This window comes from Hymenobacter edaphi (genome assembly GCF_003258365.1).
Classification (GTDB): domain Bacteria; phylum Bacteroidota; class Bacteroidia; order Cytophagales; family Hymenobacteraceae; genus Solirubrum; species Solirubrum edaphi.
Genome location: NZ_QHKM01000001.1, coordinates 1,877,386 through 1,896,872, shown reverse-complemented (window position 1 = coordinate 1,896,872; position 19,487 = coordinate 1,877,386). Strand labels below are relative to the sequence as shown.

The window sequence follows — 19,487 nt, the reverse complement described above, 5'->3', positions numbered from 1 at the left end:
TGCCCCGCCCACGGCGGCTGTACTTTTGAATTACTCCCTTCGACCAAGAAGCGGTGAAATTCGGCCAGGCTTTGGGCACGCGCCCTGAGCTGGTAGGGGCGGCGCGCAAGAGTGGGAATCATCGCGCCGCCCCCTCGGCCGCCACCGCCCGAAGCAAGCCCCGCCCGCAATCCTGCCACCCGATTGTCGGCCCGCCTGGGACCTGCGGCCCCGCGCCCGACTAGCCCGGCCGCGCCGACCACTACCCCGCGCCGCCCAATGCCCCGGAGTTTCTGGAAATCTTGCACCGCCGGTTGTTTTCTGCTTGCCTGCCTGCTGCTGGCCGGTCTGGCCTTCGCCGGTTCGCCGGCGGCCAAGCCCGTGGCCCGCACCATCGTGCTGCCCCAGGGCGCCCACCCGCGCCTGCGCTACGGCGCCGAGCGGCTGGCCGTGGCCCTGCGGCAGTCCGGCGCCCCGACTACCATCACCGAGCAGGCCCAGCTCAGCGGCAAGAAAGACCTGATTGTCGTCGGCCGCGCCGCCGATGGGCTGCTACAGCAAGCCGCCACCGCCTTCCACGCCCAGGCCGATAAGATGCCCGGCAAGGAGGGCTTTGCCATTACCAGCGGCGACAACAATACCATCGTCATCAGCGGCACCGACAACTCGGGAGCCCTCTACGGCTGCCTGGAGCTGGCCGAGCGGGTGCAGGAGGCCAAGGAGGGCTACGTGCGCAACCTGCGGCTCACCGACCAGCCCGAGATGGTGATGCGCGGGGCCTGCATCGGGGTGCAGAAGCCCACCTACCTGCCGGGCCGGCAGGTGTACGAGTACCCCTACACGCCCGAGTCGTTTCCGTGGTTTTACGACAAGCAGCTGTGGGTGAAGTACCTGGACATGCTGGTCGACAACCGCATGAACTCGCTCTACCTCTGGAACGGGCACCCGTTTGCCTCCCTGGTGCGGCTCAAGGACTACCCCTACGCGGTGGAGGTCGATGACGCGACCTTTAAGAAAAACGAGGAAATGTTCCGCTTCCTCACCGAGGAGGCCGACAAGCGCGGCATCTGGGTGATTCAGATGTTCTACAACATCATCGTCTCCCAGCCCTTCGCCGAGCACCACGGCATCAAAACCCAGGACCGCAACCGGCCCATCACCCCGCTGCTGGCCGATTACACCCGCAAGTCCATTGCCGCCTTCGTGGAGAAATACCCCAACGTGGGTTTGATGCTGGCCCTGGGCGAAGCCATGGAAGGCGTGGGCCAGGACGACGTGGACTGGATGACTAAAACCATCATTCCCGGGGTGCTGGATGGGCTCAAGGCCCTGAAGCAGACCGAGCTGCCGCCCATCGTGCTGCGGGCCCACGACACCGACGCGCCGCGGGTGATTAACGCCGCGCTGCCCCTGTACAAGAACCTGTACACCGAGGCCAAGTTCAACGGCGAGGCGCTGACCACCTACACCCCGCGCGGGAGCTGGGCCGAGCTGCACCGCAAGCTGAGCAGCATGAACTCGGTGCACATCCAGAACGTGCACATCCTGGCCAACTTGGAGCCCTTCCGCTACGCCTCGGCCGATTTCATCCAGAAATCGGTGCTGGCCATGCACAACATCTACGGCTCGAACGGGCTGCACCTCTACCCGCAGGCCTCGTACTGGGACTGGCCCTACACGGCCGACAAGGTGGAGCCCCGGCAGCTGCAAATCGACCGGGACTGGCTCTGGTACAAGCAGTGGGCCCGCTACGCCTGGAAAGCCGACCGGCCCCGCCCCGAGGAAATCGAGTACTGGGGCCGGCAGATCGGCCGGCAGTTTGGCACCGCCGAAACCGGCCGGCACATCCTGGACGCCTACGAGGCGGCCGGCGAAATCGAGCCCAAGCTGCTGCGCCGCTACGGCATCACCGACGGCAACCGGCAGACGCTCACGCTGGGCATGCTGATGACCCAGCTCATCAACCCGCGCCGCTACGGGCTGTTTACCTTGCTGTATGAGTCGGAAGCCCCGGAGGGCGAAATGATTATCGACTACGCCGAGAAGGAGGCGAAAGGGCAGCCGCACATCGGCGAGACGCCGCCGCGGGTGGCCGACGAAGTGGTGGCCCACGGCCGGGCGGCCGTAGCGGCCATCGAGCGGGCCGCGCCGGGCGTGACGCAGAACCAGGCCGAGTTTCAGCGCATCAAAAACGACATGTACTGCCAGGACGCGCTGGCCAACTTCTATGCCGACAAGGTGCGCGCCGCCCTGCTGACGCTGCGCTACAAGTACAGCCACAACGTGGCCGACCTGGAAGCCGCCGTGCCCCTGCTGGCCCGCAGCGTGCAGCACTGGGAACGGATGGTGGCCCTGACCAAGGACACCTACCTGTACGCCAACAGCATGCAGACCGCCCAGCGCAAAATCCCGATGCGGGGCGTCGACGGTACCTACAAAACCTGGGCGGAAATGCTGCCGGTGTACCAGCGGGAGCTGACCAATCTGCGCCACAACCTCGACTCCCTGAAGCAAGTGCGCCCGCTGCCCGCCAGCCAGAAAACCGCCCGCCTGACTTCGGCACCCGTCACGCTGCTGAACAAGGCCCAGACCTACACCGTGGGCGCCGGCCAGCCCGTCTTCACCGATACCACCGCCCAGCTGACGGCCCTGGCGCCGGAGCTGCTGGGGCTGAAAGGCATCCGCCTCAGCCAGGCGCAGATGCGGAGCCAGCGCACGGAGCTGCGCTTTACCACCAAGCAGCCAGTGAAGCTGCTGGTGGGCTACTTCAATCAGAAGAACCCGCGCTATCTGCCCGTGCCGACCCTGGAAATCGACGCCACGGCCAACGACTACGGGCAGGCCGACATCAAAATCAGCAACGCCGCCACGGTGGCCGGCCTGCCGCCCTTGAACGTGCACACCTTCAGCTTCAGGCCCGGCACCCACACGCTCAACCTGGGCAAGGGCGCGGCCCTGCTGCTGGGCTTCGTGCCCGCCGACGAGCCCATCCGTACCTACAACGCCGGCCTGGGCGTGACCAATAAGGACGGGGAGCTGGACTGGCTGTTTGAGTAATCTTGGGTGACCGGTGACAAGTAACACGTGACAGGTTGTTGCCCCCTGCGTCTTCTGCGCTTCTTCCGCGTCCTCTGCGGGCTAACGTCGTCTGCCCGCTTCTGCATCCGAATCCACCCGCATGAGCATATCCATCCGAACGACCTTCCTGCTGCTCGGTCTGCTGACCAGCACCGCCGCCCCGGCTCAGAACAACCCCGCCAGCTTCGTGCTGACCGACGCCACGCTGCGCGCCGACGTGGCCCGCTTCAACGCGCTGGACCAGGAAACGGTCATCAACCACGTGCCCAACGCCCAGGCGGCCGACTGGCTGAGCCAGCAGGTGCCCCGCTTTGAGTGCCCCGATTCGGCGCTGCAGCACACTTATTACTACCGCTGGTGGTGCATGCGCAAGCACCTCAAGCAGACGCCCGATGGCTACGTGTTCACCGAGTTCATCACCCCGATGAAGCACGCGGGCACCCATAACACCATCAGCAGCGCCCTGGGCCACCACATCTACGAGGGCCGCTGGCTGCGCAATCCGCAGTACATCGAGCAGTACACCAAGTTCTGGCTGTACGTGGACTCGAAGCGGACCGCCCCGCGGCTGCACGGCTTCAGCAGCTGGCTGCAAGACGCGGTGTGGAGCTTCCATTTGGTCAGCCCCAACAAGCCGCTGGTGCAGGAGCTGCTGCCGGCGCTGAATGCCGACTACCGGCTCTGGGAAAAGGAGCGGATGCTGCCCAGCCAGATGTTCTGGCAGTACGACGTGAAGGATGCCATGGAGGAATCCATCAGCGGCGGGCGCAAGGAAAAGAACGTGCGCCCCACCATCAACAGCTACATGTACGGCAACGCCAAGGCCCTGGTGGAAATGGCCAAGCTGACTGGCACCGACTCGCTGCAGCGCAAGTACGCCGCCAAGGCCAAGCAGCTGCGCGCCGACGTGCAGCGGGTGCTCTGGGACGACAAGGACGCGTTTTTCAAGGTGCAGTACGAGAAGGGCGGCCTCTGCGAGTGGCGCGAGGAGCTGGGCTACATCCCGTGGTACTTCTCGCTGCCCGCCGACAAGGCCAAGTACGCCAAGCAGTGGGAGCAGCTCACCGACGAAGGCGGCTTCCGGGCGCCCTGGGGCCTGACCACGGCCGAGCGCCGCGCCCCGGGCTTCCGCACCCACGGCTCGGGCCACGGCTGCGAGTGGGACGGCGCCGTGTGGCCCTACGCCACCACCCAGACGCTGAAAGGCTTGGCTAACCTGCTCACCGCCTACAAGCACCAGGACGGCATGAGCCGACAGGTGTACTACGACGAGCTGCGCAAATACGCCCTCTCGCACCGCAAGAACGGCCAGCCCTACCTCGGCGAGTACCAGGACGAGAAGAATGGCGAGTGGCTGAAGGGCGACAACCCGCGCAGCAGCTACTACAACCACTCCGGCTTCGCTGACCTGATCATCACCGGCCTCGTGGGCCTGAAGCCCCGCGCCGACAACGTGGTGGAGCTGACGCCGCTGGTGCCCGAGGGCCAGTGGGACTACTTCTGCCTCGACGAGCTGCGCTACCACGGCCGCACGCTCACCATCATCTGGGACAAGACCGGTCAGAAATACGGCAAGGGCCCGGGCCTGCGCGTGTTTGCCGACGGCCAGGAAATCGGGCGGGCGGCCAAGCTGCAGCGCCTGACGGCCAAGCTGCCGGGGTAGTACAGGACGGAAACCCGAAACGTCCTGCTGAGCTTGTCGAAGCATCTCTACCGCTTCGTTGCGTCGTTCGGTAGAGATGCTTCAACAAGCTCAGCAGGACGGCCTAATTAAAACGGCCGGCTGTGCCTCTAAGCGTCTTTCAACATGAATTGTACTTCTTTCGCTTCCCTTCGCCATTTCAGTTGCGCTATGCTGCTTCTGCTGACCTTCGGCGCCTCCGCCGCCCAGGCCCAGCAGTCCTACAACGTGCTCAAGTACGGCGCCCGCAACGACAGCACCAAGCTCAGCACCGAGGCCATCCGCAAGGCCATTGCGGCGGCCAGCAAGGCGGGCGGGGGCACGGTGTACTTCCCGGCCGGCAAGTACCGCACCGGGGCCATTCACCTCAAAAGCAACATCACCATCGACATCGACGCGGGGGCCGTCCTGTACTTCAGCGACAATTTCGACGACTACCTGCCCATGGTGCCCACCCGCTACGAGGGCATCGACATCACCAGCTTCTCGCCGCTGTTTTACGCCTACAAGGCCGAGAATATCACCATCAAGGGCCGGGGCATCATCGACGGCCAGGGCAAAAAATGGTGGGACTTTGCGGAGGGCAAGTCGCGGGCCAGCCAGGACTCGAAGTGGCAGCAGGAGTTTTTCCGGCTAAACAAGGACATTCTCAAACCCGACCTGCCGGGCGTGATTGAGCGCGGCTTCATGCGCCCGCCCTTCATCCAGCCGATGTACTGCCGGAACGTGCGCATCGAGGGCATTACCATCCGCAACTCCCCGTTCTGGACCGTCAACCCCGAGTTCTGCGACAACGTGACGGTGACGGGCGTGACCATCAACAATCCCAAGTCGCCGAACACCGACGGGATTAACCCCGAATCCTGCCGCAACGTGCACATCTCCGACTGCCACATCAGCGTCGGCGACGACTGCATCACCATCAAATCGGGCAAGGACCGGGCGGGGCGGCAGATGAACGTGCCGGCCGAAAACTACACCATCACCAACTGCACCATGCTCAGCGGGCACGGCGGGGTAGTTATCGGCAGCGAAATGTCGGGCGGGGTGAAGAAAATCACGATTTCCAACTGCGTGTTCGACGGCACCGACCGGGGCATCCGCATCAAGACGGCCCGGGGCCGCGGCGGCGTGGTGGAGGATATCCGCGTCGATAACGTGGTGATGAAGAATATCCGGGAGCAGATGATTGTGCTGGATATGCAGTACGCCAACACGCCCGCCGAGCCGGTGTCGGAGCGCACGCCGCGCTTCCGCAACATCCACTTCAGCAACATCAGCGCCGAGGGCAACCAGGCCGGCCTGCTCAACGGGCTGAGCGAAATGCCCATCGAAAACGTCACGTTCTCCAATATCAACGTCGACGCCAAGCAGGGCTTCACCGTGCGCGAAGCCCGCAACGTGGCCTTCCACAACGTGCAGGTCAACACCCAGATCGGCCCGGCCGTGCGCGCCGAAAACGCCCAGCAGCTGCGCCTCGACGGCCTGCGCGGCACGGTGCCCACCGGCGCCCCGCTCGTGGAGCTGGGCAACGTCACCGACGCCTTCGTGTACAACTGCTTCCCCGCCGCCGGCCTCGACACCTTCCTGAAGCTGAAAGGCGCCGACACCCGCGGCATCGTGCTGCAGAACAACTACCTGAAAGCGGTGAAAACCCCCATTGCCAAAGGCGAAGAAGTAAAGCAGCCGGTGGAAATAACCGCCGCCGAAGTGCCCGCCCTGGCTCCCGAACGAAGTGGTACTACGACTCCAAGTCGTAGCACCACCATCGTCGAACGACGCCGCTAGAACGTCCTTTGCGCCTTCTGCGCCCACCTCTGCGCCCTCTGCGGGCTAAACCGTCGTATGCTCCGCCCGCCACTACTGCTGCTCCTTTTTCTAAGCCTGGCCGCCAAAGCCCAGCAGCCGCTGACGCTCTGGTACACCAACCCCGCCGAGAAGTGGACCGACGCGCTGCCGCTGGGCAACGGCCGGCTGGGCGCCATGGTGTTTGGCGGGGTGGGGCAGGAGCGGCTGCAGTTCAACGAAACCACCCTCTGGACCGGCCGTCCGCGCCCCTACGCCCGCCCCGGCGCCGCCCAGCAGCTGCCGCAGCTCCGGCAGCTGCTGGCCCAGGGCAAGCAGGCCGAAGCCGAAGCCCTGGCCGCCGCGCACTTCATGGGGCTGAAAGACCACGAGGAAGGCTACGAACCGCTGAAAGCCGCCTGGCTGCAAAAGGTGAAGGCCGTCGGTGCGCCGCAGGCCCTGGCCGCCACCGGCTGGCAGCTCATCAGCATCCCCACGCCCAACGGCTGGGAAGCGGCCGGCCTCGACGGCCTCGACGGGGCGGTGTGGTTTCGCACCAGCTTCGAGCTGCCCGCCGCCTGGGCTGGTAAAGACCTCACCCTGAGCCTGGGCCGCATCCGCGACCAGGACCTGACCTACGTCAACGGCCAGCTCATCGGCTCCGACGAGGGCATCAGCAAGAAGCGCCGCTACCGGGTGCCCACCGCCGCGCTCAAGGCCGGCCGCAACGAGGTGCTGATTCAGGTCATCAATTACTACGACAAGGGCGGGCTGATCGGGGTAAAGGAGCAGCAGCCGGTGTTCGTGGCCTACCCCGAGGGCGCCGACCCCGCTACCGGCGTGGCGCTCAGCCCCGCCTGGCAGTACTGGGTGCAGGACCGGGAGCCGCCGCTGACGCCCACCTTTCAGGCCTCGTACCAGCCCTTCGGCGACGTGCTGCTGGATTTCGCGCCGGCAAATACCCCGTTTAGTACTCGGCATTATGAGCGGCGGCTGGACTTGCAACAGGCCAAGGTTCTGACGGTGTACAACTTGGCCGGCACCGCCTTCACCAGGGAATTCTTTGCCAGTTATCCGCGCAATGCTATTGTTGGCCGCTTGCTGGCCAATGGCAAAGGTCTCATTACGTTCAAAGCCCGCTTCGGCAGCCCGCACCAAAGCCGCAAAACCTACCGCGTGGACGACCACACGCTGGCCCTGGCCGTGCAGGTGCGCGACGGGGTGCTGCGCGGCGTGAGCTACCTGCGCGTGGCCGCCAGAAACGGTAAAGTCACGGTGACGGACCAGCAGCTCCAGGTGGAAGGCGCCGACGAAGTGACGCTGTACCTGACGGCCGCAACTAACTACGAGAGCTACCAAAAGACCGACGCTGACCCCGAAAAGCGCGCCGCCGAAACCATGCGCGGCGTCAGCGGCCAGCGCTTCGACAAGCTGCTCCAGGAGCACCTGCGCGACTACCAGCCCCAGTTCAATGCCTACAGCCTCGACCTGGGCCACACGCCGAACGAGCAGCTGCCCACCGACGAGCGAATCCTGAAGTTCAGCCCCACGACCGACCCCGCGCTGCTGGCCCTCTACCAGCAATACGGCCGCTACCTGCTGATTGCCTCCTCGCGCCCGGGCGGGCAGCCGGCCAACCTGCAGGGCCTGTGGAACGAGTCGTTGACGCCCTCCTGGGGCAGCAAGTACACCACCAATATCAACCTGCAGATGAACTACTGGCCGGCGGAAATGCTGGGCCTGTCGGCCTGCACGGCGCCGCTGTTCGGGCTGATCGGCGAGGCGGCCGAAGCGGGGAAGGTCACGGCCAAAGAGCACTACAACGCCGGCGGCTGGATGCTGCACCACAACACCGACCTCTGGCGCGGCACGGCCCCGATTAACGCCTCGAACCACGGCATCTGGGTGACGGGCGCGGCCTGGCTCACCCAGCCCGTTTGGGAGCATTACCAGTTTACCCAGGACAAGGAGTTTCTGCGCCAGCACTACCCCGTAATGAAGCAGGCCAGCCAGTTTTTCCTCGACTTTCTGGTGCGGGATGCGCGCACCGGCTGGCTGATCAGCACGCCCTCCAACTCGCCCGAGCACGGTGGCCTGGTGGCCGGCCCTACCATGGACCACCAGATCATCCGGGACCTGTTCAAAACCACCAGCGCCGCCGCCGAAGTGCTGGGCGTGGATGCCGAGCTACGGCAGCAACTGCAGGAAAAAGCCCGCCAGCTGGCTCCAAACCAAATCGGGAAGCACGGGCAGCTGCAGGAGTGGCTGGAAGACAAGGACGACCCCCAGGACACGCACCGCCACGTCTCGCACCTTTGGGGCGTGTTTCCGGGCACCGACATTCCCTGGGCCGATCAGAAAACGACGCAAGCGGCCCGTACTTCGCTCACCCAGCGCGGCGACGAGGGCACCGGCTGGAGCCTGGCCTGGAAAGTCAACCTCTGGGCCCGCCTGCGCGACGGCAACCACGCCTTGCACATCCTCGAAAACCTCCTTTCGCCCGCCGAAACCGGCAGCGGCAGCGAGCGGGGCGGCGTGTACCGCAACCTGTTCGACGCCCACCCGCCCTTTCAGATCGACGGCAACTTCGGCGGTGCGGCCGGCATGGCCGAAATGCTGCTGCAGAGCCACGCTGGCTACCTGGATGTGCTGCCCGCCCTGCCCGCCGCCTGGCCCGCGGGCGAAGTGCGCGGCCTGCGCGCCCGCGGCGGCTTCGTAGTCAGCCTGCGCTGGCAGGCCGGTAAGCTGACCGGGCTGGAAATCAAATCGGAATCCGGGCAGCCCTGCGAAGTGCGCTACGGCGACAAGAAACTGACGCTAAACACCAAAGCTGGTAAAACCTACAAGCTCAATGGTGAGCTGCAGCCGCTGTAGCGGGGCCGCCTTGGCGACGAAGGCGCCAAGGCGGCCCCGCTACAGCGGCTGACTTCCCGAATTCCCAACGGCCCAGTCCCGCATGGTGGCCGTTGGCCGCCGCGCCGAGCACCGCTCAGCGCTACATTCCCTCTCCAACCAATGCCACGCCTCGCTTCCGCCCGTCTGCTCCCCCTGCTACTTCTGCTGCTAACGGCCTTCGGCGCCCGTGCCCAAGCTCCGCTGCGCACCGAGCTGCCGTTGCTCGACGGCTGGCGCACGGTGGCCGACGAGCGAAACCAGCAGGCCCACCACGGCTTCGAGCGGCCTGACTACGACGATAAAAGCTGGCAGCCGGTGGCCGTGCCCCACAACTGGGACGCCTACGAGGGCTACCGCCGGCAGCGTCACGGCAACCGCCACGGCTACGCCTGGTACCGCAAGAGCTTCACGGCCCCCGCGCCCGGCAAGGAGCAGCGCAGCTTCCTGTTTTTCGAAGGCGTGGGCTCCTACGCTACCGTCTGGCTGAACGGCCGGCCAGTGGGCAGCCACGCCGGGGGGCGCACCACCTTCACCCTGGACGTCACCGAGGCGCTGCGCACGGACGGCAAACCCAACCTGCTGGCCGTGCGCGCCGACCACCCCGCCGGCATCCAGGACTTGCCCTGGGTCTGCGGCGGCTGCTCCGAGGAGCGGGGCTTCTCCGAAGGCTCTCAGCCCCTGGGCATCTTCCGGCCGGTCACGCTGCTGACCACCAGCGCCACCCGCATCCAGCCCTTCGGCGTCCACGTCTGGGCCGATTCGACCCTAACGGCGCAGGCGGCTCGGCTGAATGTGACCACCGAGCTGAAAAACTACGGTCCGAAGGCCCGCACGCTCACGGTGCGCCAGCAGCTGCTGGACCGGCAGGGCAGGGTAGTGGCCGAAGTCAGCGGCCGGCAGAAGCTGGCGGCCGGGGCTGCCGCGGAGCTGCGCCAGCAGCTGCCGCAGCTCAGTCAGCCGCAGCTGTGGTCCCTGGCCGATCCGTATCTGTACCGGCTCGTTACCCGCATCAGCGCCGGCAAAAATCCCGTGGACGAGCTGACGACGCCCTACGGCATCCGCTGGATCAGCTGGCCGATTGGCCGGGCGGCCGCGGCGGGGCAGAAGCAGTTTCTGCTGAACGGTAAGCCGGTGTTTATCAACGGTATTGCCGAGTACGAGCATTTGCTGGGCCAGAGCCACGCCTTTACGGCCGAGCAGATTCGCACCCGCGTGGGGCAGATGAAAGCGGCCGGCTTCAACGCCTTTCGCGACGCTCACCAGCCCCACAACCTGCGCTACCAGGCCAACTGGGACTCTTTGGGCTGGCTGTGGTGGCCGCAGATGGCCGCTCACGTCTGGTACGACTCGCCCGCGTTTCGCCAGAACTTTAAGACCCTGCTGGTCGACTGGGTGAAGGAGCGGCGCAACTCGCCCTCGGTGGTGCTCTGGGGCCTGGAAAACGAAAGCACCCTGCCGGCCGACTTCGCCCGGGAGTGCTCGGCCCTCATCCGCCAGCTCGACCCCACGGCTTCGCGGGAGCGGAAAGTGACGACCTGCAACGGCGGCCAGGGGACCGACTGGGACGTGCCCCAGAACTGGACCGGCACCTACGGCGGCGACCCGAACCTCTACGGCGCCGACGTGGAGCGGCAGGTGCTCATCGGTGAGTACGGCGCCTGGCGCACCCTCGATTTGCACCGCACCGGGCCGCCCGCCATCAACAGCGGGCCGTACAGCGAAGACCGGTTTGCCCAGCTCATGCAGCTGAAAGTGCGCCTGGCCGAGGCCGCCAAGGACCGCACCGCCGGCCACTTCTTCTGGCTGCTGACCTCGCACGACAACCCCGGCCGGGTGCAGGGCGGGGAGGGGCAGCGCGAGCTGGACCGCATCGGCCCCGTCAACTACAAGGGCCTGCTCACGCCCTGGGAAGAGCCCACCGACGCCTTCTACATGTTCCGCTCGCACTACGCGCCCAAGGCGACGGAGCCGATGGTGTACCTGGCCTCGCACACCTGGCCCGACCGGTGGCTGCAGCCGGGCCGTCAGGATAGCCTCATCGTGTACTCCAACTGCGACGAAGTAGAGCTGTTCAACGACGTGGACGCGGCCTCCCTGGGCCGCAAAAAGCGCGGCGCTTTCGGCACGCATTTCCAGTGGGACCAGGTCGACCTCAAGTACAACGTGCTGCAGGCCGTGGGCTACGTGGCCGGCAAACCAGTGGCCCGCGACCTTATCGTGCTGCACCACCTGCCCAAAGCTCCGAGCTTCGACAAGCTGCTGGCTGATGCCAAGCCGCTGACGGCCCCGCAGCCGGGTCTGAATTACCTCTACCGCATCAACTGCGGCGGGCCGCAGTACGTGGACCGGCACGGCAGCCGATGGGCGGCCGACCAGCCCCGCAGCGGCCCCGGCACCGCCGGCTCCGAGTCGTGGACGCAGGACTTCCCCGGCCTGGCGCCCTTTTTTGCCTCGCAGCGCCGCACCTTCGACCCGATCCGGGGCACCGCCGACTGGCCGCTGTTCCAGACCTTCCGCTACGGCCGCGGCAAGCTGCGCTACCACTTCCCGGTGCCCGACGGCGAGTACCAGGTGGAGCTCTACTTCGCCGAACCCTGGCTGGGCACCGGCGGCGGCCTCGACTGCGCCGGCTGGCGCCTGTTCGACGTGGCCATCAACGGCCAGACGGTCATCAAAGACCTGGACCTCTGGCGCGAGGCCGGCCACGACGGTGCCCTGAAAAAAACCGTGCAGGCCCGCGTGACGGGCGGAGAGCTGGTCGTTTCCTTTCCCCGCGTAGCCTCCGGGCAGGCGCTGATTTCGGCCATTGCCGTGGCCAGCACCGATGCCAGCCGCCAGCCTGAGCCGGCCGCGCCGCCCGTTATCAGCAACTTGCAGGTTGGCAGCACCACGGCGGCGCTCTGGATGGCCGAAACCTGGCTCGACACCGGCCAGCAGCCCTATTCGGATGCGCCGGCCACGTTCAGCCAGCTGCCCTCGGCTTTGTTCGGCGCCGAGTGGCTGCGGCGGCCATTGAAACCGGGTAGTGGCGGCAAAACGGCCCCCACCTTTCAGCTGACCGCGGCCGCCGACGTGTACGTGGGCGTCGATGCCCGGCAAGGCAGCCGCCCCGGCTGGCTGCAAGACTACGAGGACACCAAAACCACGCTTGAAATCAACCAGCCGGGCGCCCGGGGCTTGCGCGTGTACCGCCGCCGCTTCCCGGCCGGGGCCACCGTCACGCCCGGCCCCGATGCGCCCGGCCTGCTGCCCTGCTTCGTGGCCGTGGGCCGCACCAGCAACATCGAGCCGGCCTACGACCTGAAAGCCATTACCGGCTACAAGCCCGCCACGGCCAAACTCAGTGGCGCCGGCCTGACGCGCGAAACCGTCAACGGCAAGGAAAGCGTGACCTACAAGGAAGCCGCCGGCGCCGCGGTGGAGTGGACCATTCAGACCGGCGTGGCCGACGTGTACTCCCTCACCGTGCGCTACGCCAACCCGCTCAGCCGCCCGCTCACCGGCAAGCTCACGGTGGCGGCCGCCGACGGTACCCTGCTGCGCGAGGAAGCCGTGGAGCTGCTGCCCTCCAAGCCCGGCAAGTGGAACTACCTGGCCTCGTCCACCGGCACGATGATTAACGCGGGCAGCTACCGCATCAAGCTCACCGCCACCGACGCGGCTGGCCTGAGCGTGTCGGGCCTGGACGTGCAGTAAGGTGCCGTTAGCACGTCATGCAGAGCATTCTGCGCATCAAGCAGAGACGAAGCATCTCGCGTGCTGACGTCCGATGGTATTGTCATGTCGAGCAGCGCGAGACATCTGGGTGCGGCCGTTGAACTTCAACGAGCAGATTAGCACCCGAGCGAGATGTCTCGACAAGCTCGACATGACGTTCCAAACGCCATATGAGGTTCTAAAACTGCTGAAGACAAGATGCTACAATACTCGGGGAAAATCATACACGGCAGGGGCTCAGCGCGAAGCTAGATTTGTAACAGTCACCAACTCCCTTTGCCGGCGCCGATTCGCGGCATTTTGCCCAAACTTGTACCATGAGCAATCTGCGCGTCCTCGACCTTGTCATCATTGCCCTGTACCTGGTTGGTATGGTGGCCGTGGGAGTGTATTTTTCCCGCCGCAACGTCAATCCGGAGCAGTATTCCAGCGCTTCGGGCCTGATTCCGGGCTGGGCTATCGGCCTGTCGATTTACGCGACGTTCCTGAGCAGCAACACCTTTCTGGGCGTGCCCGGCAAGGCCTTTGGCACCAACTGGAACGCCTTCGTCTTCAGCCTTTCGATGCCGCTGGCGGCCTGGGTGGCGGCCCGCTACTTTGTACCATTTTACCGTAGCACCGGCGAAATATCGGCCTACACCCACCTGGAGCACCGCTTCGGCAGCTGGGCCCGTACTTACGCCGTTATCTGCTTTCTGCTCACGCAGTTGGCCCGCATCGGCTCCATCTTCTTCGGTATTGCCCTCACGCTGCAGGCGCTGACGGGCTTTTCGATGGAGCTGATCATGCTCGTCACCGGCATCTGCATCATCGTCTACACCGTGCTCGGCGGCATCGAGGCCGTTATCTGGACGGAGGTGGTGCAGGGCGTCATCAAGACCTTCGGCGCCGCGCTGATTCTGTACCTGGTTGTCGACAACCTGCCGGGCGGCGTGGCCGACGTGGTGCGCATCGGCGAGCAGCACGACAAGTTCAGCCTGGGCGGTTTCGCGCCCGATTTCACGCAGTCGACCTTCTGGGTGGTGCTGCTCTACGGCTTCTTTATCAACCTGAACAACTTCGGCGTCGACCAGAACTACGTGCAGCGCTACCACACGGCGGCCTCGGCCGAGCAGGCGTCCAAGTCTATCTGGCTGTGCGTGTGGCTGTATGTGCCCGCTTCATTGCTGTTCTTCGTCATCGGCTCGGCCCTGTTTGCCTACTACCAGGTGCACCCCGAGCTGATTGAGGCCGTGAAGCTGAAAGTGGCCGCCGAAAAGCTCAATCCCGGCGCCACCGCCGCCGAAATCAGCCGGGCCGCCGCCGCGCTGCTGCCCGCCGACTACGGCGACAAGGTGATGCCGCACTTCATGGTGACCAAGATTCCGGCCGGTTTCGTGGGGCTCATCGTGTCGGCCATTCTGTCGGCGGCCATGAGCACCATCAGCTCGGGCATGAACGCCTCGGCTACCGTCTTCACCGCCGACATCTACCAGCGCTACTTCAAGCCCGAGCTGAGCGGCCGGCAGATGCTGCGGCTGCTGCACATCGGCACGGTGGTGGTGGGGCTGGCGGGCATGGGCGTGGGCATTGCCATGATTGGCGTCAAGAGCGTGCTGGACGTGTGGTGGGAGCTGTCGGGCATCTTCGCCGCCGGCATGCTGGGTTTGTTCCTGCTGGGCGTCATCAGCCGCCAGACCGGCAACGCGGAAGCGCTGACGGCCACCATCATCGGCGTGCTGGTGATTCTGTGGATGACCTTTTCGGGCAAGCTGCCCGAGGAGCTGGCTGCCCTGCGCAACCCGCTGCACAAGAGCATGATTATCGTCGTGGGCACGCTCACGATTTTCCTGGTGGGTTTGCTGCTCGGCAAGCTGCGCCGCCCCAAACCCCTACAAGAAACCCCGGAGCCGGCCCGCCACTCGGTGTATTAGCCGGCTACTCCACGCTGCAACCCCAACCCGGCGGGCCCAACCGCGCCCGCCGACCCTCATAAGACTGGATTCAAGGAAATGGAAAAATCGCGCAAGGGATTTATCCCGGTCATGCTCACGCCTTTTCAGAGCGACGGGCAAGTCGACTACCCGGCACTTACCCGCCTGACGGAGTTGTACTTAAAGGCCGGTGCCGCTGGTTTGTTTGCCAACTGCCTCTCGAGCGAGATGTTCGAGCTCAGCGCCGACGAGCGGCTGCAGACCATTCGCCACGTGGTGGACGTGGTCGACGGGGCGGTGCCCGTGGTGGCCACCGGCACCTTCGCCGGCACGCTCACCGAGCAGGCCGATTTCGTCAAGAAGGTGTACGGCGCCGGCACCGAGGCCGTCATTGCCATTACCGGCCTGCTGGCTCCCCAGCAGGACTCCGACGAGGTGTTCAACGAGCGGGTATTCCAGCTGCTCGAGCAGACCAGCGGCATTCCGATGGGCTTCTACGAGTGCCCCGAGCCCTACAAGCGCCTGCTCTCGGCCGAGCAGCTGCGCGCCTTCGTGCAGACCGGCCGCGTCATTTACCACAAGGATACCTGCCTCGACATCGAGCAGGTGCGCCAGAAGCTGGCCGCCGTCGAAGGCCACCAGTTCGGCCTCTACGACGCCTACATGGTGCACGCGGTGGAGTCCTTACGCGCCGGGGCGGCGGGGCTGTCCTGCATCCAGGGCAACTTCTTCCCCGAGCTCATCGTGTGGCTCTGCAACAACTACGACAACCCCTACCTGACGGCCGAAGTGGCCGAGGTACAGCGCTTCTTCGTGCGCAACATGGGCGTGATGCACAACGTGTACCCCATCGTGGCCAAGTACTCCCTCAAGCAGCGCGGCATCGATATTTCCACCTTCACCCGCCGCAAAGTGGGCACGCTCTCCAGCAGCGTGCGTAAGGGCGTGGAAACCCTCTGCCTCGACTACAGCAACCTGCGCAAGGAGCTGGAGTGGGCGGCGTAGAGGCCTCACCTCCCGGCCCCCTCTCCGAAAAGGAGAGGGGGAGCCAGAAGTAAACAACGAAAACGGCCCCGCCGAGCCTATGCTCAGCGGGGCCGCTCCTTTTGGTTTCCGGCACTTGTACGCCCTCGAAGTCGTCAGGCTCCTCCTCTCCTTTTCGGAGAGGGGGCCGGGGGGTGAGGCCTCTACGCCGCCACCAGCTCCTTGTAGTTGCGCAGGTACTTGCGCTTGTACTCCAGGGGCGTCATTTTGGTGATTTTCTTGAAGTGCCGGTAGAAGTTCGACACGTTGTTGAAGCCGCAGTCGAAGCAGATGACCTCGGTGGGCAGCTTGTCTTCGATGAGCAGGCGGCAGGCCTGGCTGATGCGGATTTCGATCAGAAAATCGTAGTACGTCTTTTTGGTAATCAGCTTGAAGTAGCGGCAGAACGAGGTGACGCTCAGGTTGCTGATGCTGGCCACTTCTTCCAGCGTGATTTCGTTGCGGTAGTTGGAGAGGGTGTAGTTGCACACCTTGTTGATGCGCATCGTGTCCGACTCGTTGGACTGCGTGAAGGCGTGGTGCTTGGAGGCAATGGTTTCTACCTCGCTGGTCTCCGACAGAATCTTGAGGATGGAGAGGAAGATAATGATGCGGTCCAGGTCGGTGGCTTCCACGGCGCGGCGCATCAGCGGGGCCAGCTGCTCGCGGGCTTCGCCGGTGATGAGCAGCCCACTCTTGGCCTTCTCAAACAGCTTGGGCACCAGGTAGGCTTCGGGCAGGCCCAGCAGGTAGCGGCCCAGGCACTCGGGCATAAACTGAATCACGACGGCCTCCACTTCCAGCTCCGGGTCGTTCTGAAAGTACTCCTCGCGGCAGCGCCAGGTGTGGGGCAGGTTCTGGCCCAGCAGCACGATTTCGCCGGCCGAGAAGTTGCTGATGTTGTCGCCGATCAGGCGCACGCCCTCGCCCTTAATGACGTAGTGCAGCTCCAGCTCGGGGTGGTAGTGCCAGATGGTGCCGAAGTTGGGCTTCACGTCGTGGCGGATGCTGAAGGAGTTCTGCGAGCTGATCGGAATTTTGTGAAAGTGAGCCTTCATGTGGGAATGCGGTGAGCAGTCAGGGTGAGCAGTCGGCGGGTCCGGAGTGGGAAACGGGCCCTGGTCAGGAAAGCAGCGGCGAGTGGGCACCGCGGAAACGGGAACGATTTGGACTCGGAAGTTGGACTTCGGAAAGGTGCCGGCGGTTCCGGCACCGCACTCTAGGATATTATCCTGCCCGGTGAGCTGGCCGTGGGAGGGGTGGCCGGGGCACTCCGGGTTAGTGCGTACTTACTAAAGTAGAGCCCGCATCGGCTCATACTCTCCTGTAGACTACTGCCCGCTTAATTTTTTCTTCATGTTCGGAAAGCGCCCACACGCGGCGGGTGGGCCTATATAGCCGCGGTTTAGCGCTGATTTTCTGCGGAATTTAAATCGATTCCGGGGCCGCTGGCGGGGGCCGGCGGGGCTGGTTCGGCGGGCCGAAGCGGGCCGAAAGAAAACCGGCGCCTTTTCGGCCGCGGCGCCCCCAATGCCCATGCTAACATCCTATACTAAGTAGATAATAAGCGGGAGGGGGCCGGGGCAGCCACCCCGCATATTTGCCATTGAAGTCTCATGCGGCGAATGGCCGGCGGGCCACTGGCTCCCGCGCCCGCCCGGCACCGGCTCCCTGCCCGCGCCGCATCACCCCAAAACCCGCTCCGACGTGGCCCCGAACTTTCCCCCGAACGAAGTCCTCCTCCTCGCCAGCGGCGACCTGCGCCTGGCCGCCAACCAAGACTGCTGGGCCGCCCAGCAGGCCATGGAAGAACAGCTGACCGCCGCCCTGGCCCGCCAGGGCTACACGGTGCGCCGCGCCCACGCCTACGACCCCGCCAAGCGCCACGGCTTCCTCGACTCGCAGAAGATGGGCCTGGAAGTGTTTCGCGGCCTGCACCCCGCGCAGCCCCTCATCGTGGCCGAGAGCGTGTGGCAGTACTCGCACCACGTGCTGGCCGGCCTGACCACCCACCGCGGCCCCATCCTGACGGTGGCCAACTGGAGCGGGCAGTGGCCCGGCCTGGTAGGCATGCTGAACCTGAACGGCTGCCTCACCAAGGCCGGCGTGCAGTACAGCACCCTCTGGAGCGAGGATTTCACCGACGCGTTTTTCGAGCAGGGCCTGGGCCAGTGGCTGCGCACGGGCACCATCACCCAGGACGCGAGCCACGTGCGCAGCCTTTCGGCCGTGCAGCTGCCCGCCGCCGAGGAACAGCAGGGCCGCGCCTTCGGCCGCCAGCTGCGCCAGAACAAGGCCATCATGGGCGTGTTCGACGAGGGGTGCATGGGCATGTACAACGCCATCGTGCCCGACGAGCTGCTGCACGCCACCGGCCTCTTCAAGGAGCGCCTGAGCCAGGCCACGCTGTACGCGGCCATGCGCACCGTCACCGACCAGGAAGCCCGCCAAGTGCTCGACTGGCTGCTGGCCAAGGGCATGACGTTCAACTGGGGCACCGACGAGGCCACCGAGCTGACCGAGGCCCAGACCCTGGAGCAGTGCAAGATGTACGTGGCCGCCGTGCGCCTCGCCGACGAGTTTGGCTGCGCCACCATCGGTATTCAGTACCAGCAGGGGCTGAAGGACCTTACCGTGGCCAGCGACCTGGTGGAAGGCCTGTTGAACAACCAGGACCGCCCGCCCGTCTTCAGCACGGATGGCCGCGAGCTGTACGCCGGCCAGGCGCTGCCGCACTTCAACGAAGTGGACGAATGCGCCGGCCTCGACGCGCTGCTGACCTACCAGCTCTGGCAGGAGCTGGGCCTGTCGGGCGAAACCACCCTGCACGACTTGCGCTGGGGCCAGCACTTCAATACTGGCGCGGGCGAGGAGTTCGTGTGGGTGTTCCTGATTTCGGGCGCGGCCCCGCCGGCCCACTTCGCGGGCGGCTACCGGGGCGCCAGCTCCGAGCGGCAGCCGCCGATGTACTTCCGCCTCGGCGGGGGCAGCCTGAAGGGCGTGAGCCGGCCGGGCCCCATCGTCTGGAGCCGGGTGTACGTGCAGGACAACGCGCTGCACTGCGACCTGGGCGTGGGCGAGGCCGTGCAGCTGCCCGAAGCCGAAACCCAGCGCCGCTGGCAGGAAACGACCCCGCAGTGGCCCATCATGCACGCCACCCTGAAGGGCGTGACGCGCGACCAGATGATGGCCCGCCACAAGGCCAACCACATCCAGGTGGTGTACGCCGCCGACGAAGCCCAGGCCCACCAGGCCTGCCGCATCAAAGCTGCCGCGCTGGCCGAAATGGGCCTGCAGGTGCACTTTTGCGGCGACGTGGCGGGCCTCACGCCCCGCGCCGTGCCCCAGGACATCGAGCTGGCCGAAATGACCAGCTAGGCCGCAACCCCGGCCGCCGCTCTACACCCACACCGCTC

9 protein-coding genes are annotated in these 19,487 nt (G+C 65.4%); 8 read left to right on the top strand and 1 reads right to left on the bottom strand.

Annotation, left to right across the window (positions count from 1 at the left end; all coding sequences use genetic code 11):
* The first annotated feature begins 258 nt into the window (after positions 1-258).
* The 7 genes from DLM85_RS07685 (at position 259) to DLM85_RS07655 (ending at position 16,053) form a co-directional block, all read left to right on the top strand.
* Positions 259-3,036 carry an alpha-d-galacturonidase gene (locus tag DLM85_RS07685; RefSeq protein WP_111477447.1) on the top strand — a complete coding sequence of 926 codons (2,778 nt, stop codon included), beginning with the start codon at positions 259-261 and terminating at the stop codon, positions 3,034-3,036.
* A gap of 121 nt (positions 3,037-3,157) precedes the next feature.
* Entirely contained in the window at positions 3,158-4,720 is a 1,563-nt protein-coding gene (locus DLM85_RS07680) for an MGH1-like glycoside hydrolase domain-containing protein (RefSeq protein WP_111477446.1), read from the top strand.
* A gap of 189 nt (positions 4,721-4,909) precedes the next feature.
* Positions 4,910-6,526: a glycoside hydrolase family 28 protein gene (locus DLM85_RS07675; RefSeq protein ID WP_207890973.1), complete on the top strand. Its 1,617-nt coding sequence runs from the start codon at positions 4,910-4,912 to the stop codon at positions 6,524-6,526.
* Positions 6,527-6,583: 57 nt separating this feature from the next.
* Complete coding sequence (locus DLM85_RS07670) at positions 6,584-9,397, top strand: glycoside hydrolase family 95 protein (RefSeq protein WP_111477444.1); 2,814 nt, start codon at positions 6,584-6,586, stop codon at positions 9,395-9,397.
* A 141-nt stretch (positions 9,398-9,538) separates the two neighbouring features.
* Positions 9,539-13,114: a malectin domain-containing carbohydrate-binding protein gene (locus DLM85_RS07665; protein ID WP_111477443.1), complete on the top strand. Its 3,576-nt coding sequence runs from the start codon at positions 9,539-9,541 to the stop codon at positions 13,112-13,114.
* A gap of 338 nt (positions 13,115-13,452) precedes the next feature.
* Entirely contained in the window at positions 13,453-15,048 is a 1,596-nt protein-coding gene (locus tag DLM85_RS07660; protein WP_111477442.1) for a sodium:solute symporter family protein, read from the top strand.
* A gap of 78 nt (positions 15,049-15,126) precedes the next feature.
* Positions 15,127-16,053, top strand: a complete 927-nt coding sequence (locus DLM85_RS07655; RefSeq protein ID WP_111477441.1) for a dihydrodipicolinate synthase family protein — start codon at positions 15,127-15,129, stop codon at positions 16,051-16,053.
* Positions 16,054-16,235: 182 nt separating this feature from the next.
* Here DLM85_RS07655 and DLM85_RS07650 read toward each other — a convergent pair whose 3' ends face one another.
* Positions 16,236-17,129 (bottom strand): AraC family transcriptional regulator, encoded by an 894-nt coding sequence (locus DLM85_RS07650; RefSeq protein WP_111477440.1) that lies wholly within the window; start codon positions 17,127-17,129, stop codon positions 16,236-16,238.
* Between the two features lie 649 nt (positions 17,130-17,778).
* Here DLM85_RS07650 and DLM85_RS07645 point away from each other — a divergent pair.
* Positions 17,779-19,449 carry a fucose isomerase gene (locus tag DLM85_RS07645; RefSeq protein ID WP_111477439.1) on the top strand — a complete coding sequence of 557 codons (1,671 nt, stop codon included), beginning with the start codon at positions 17,779-17,781 and terminating at the stop codon, positions 19,447-19,449.
* The last annotated feature ends 38 nt before the right edge of the window (positions 19,450-19,487 follow it).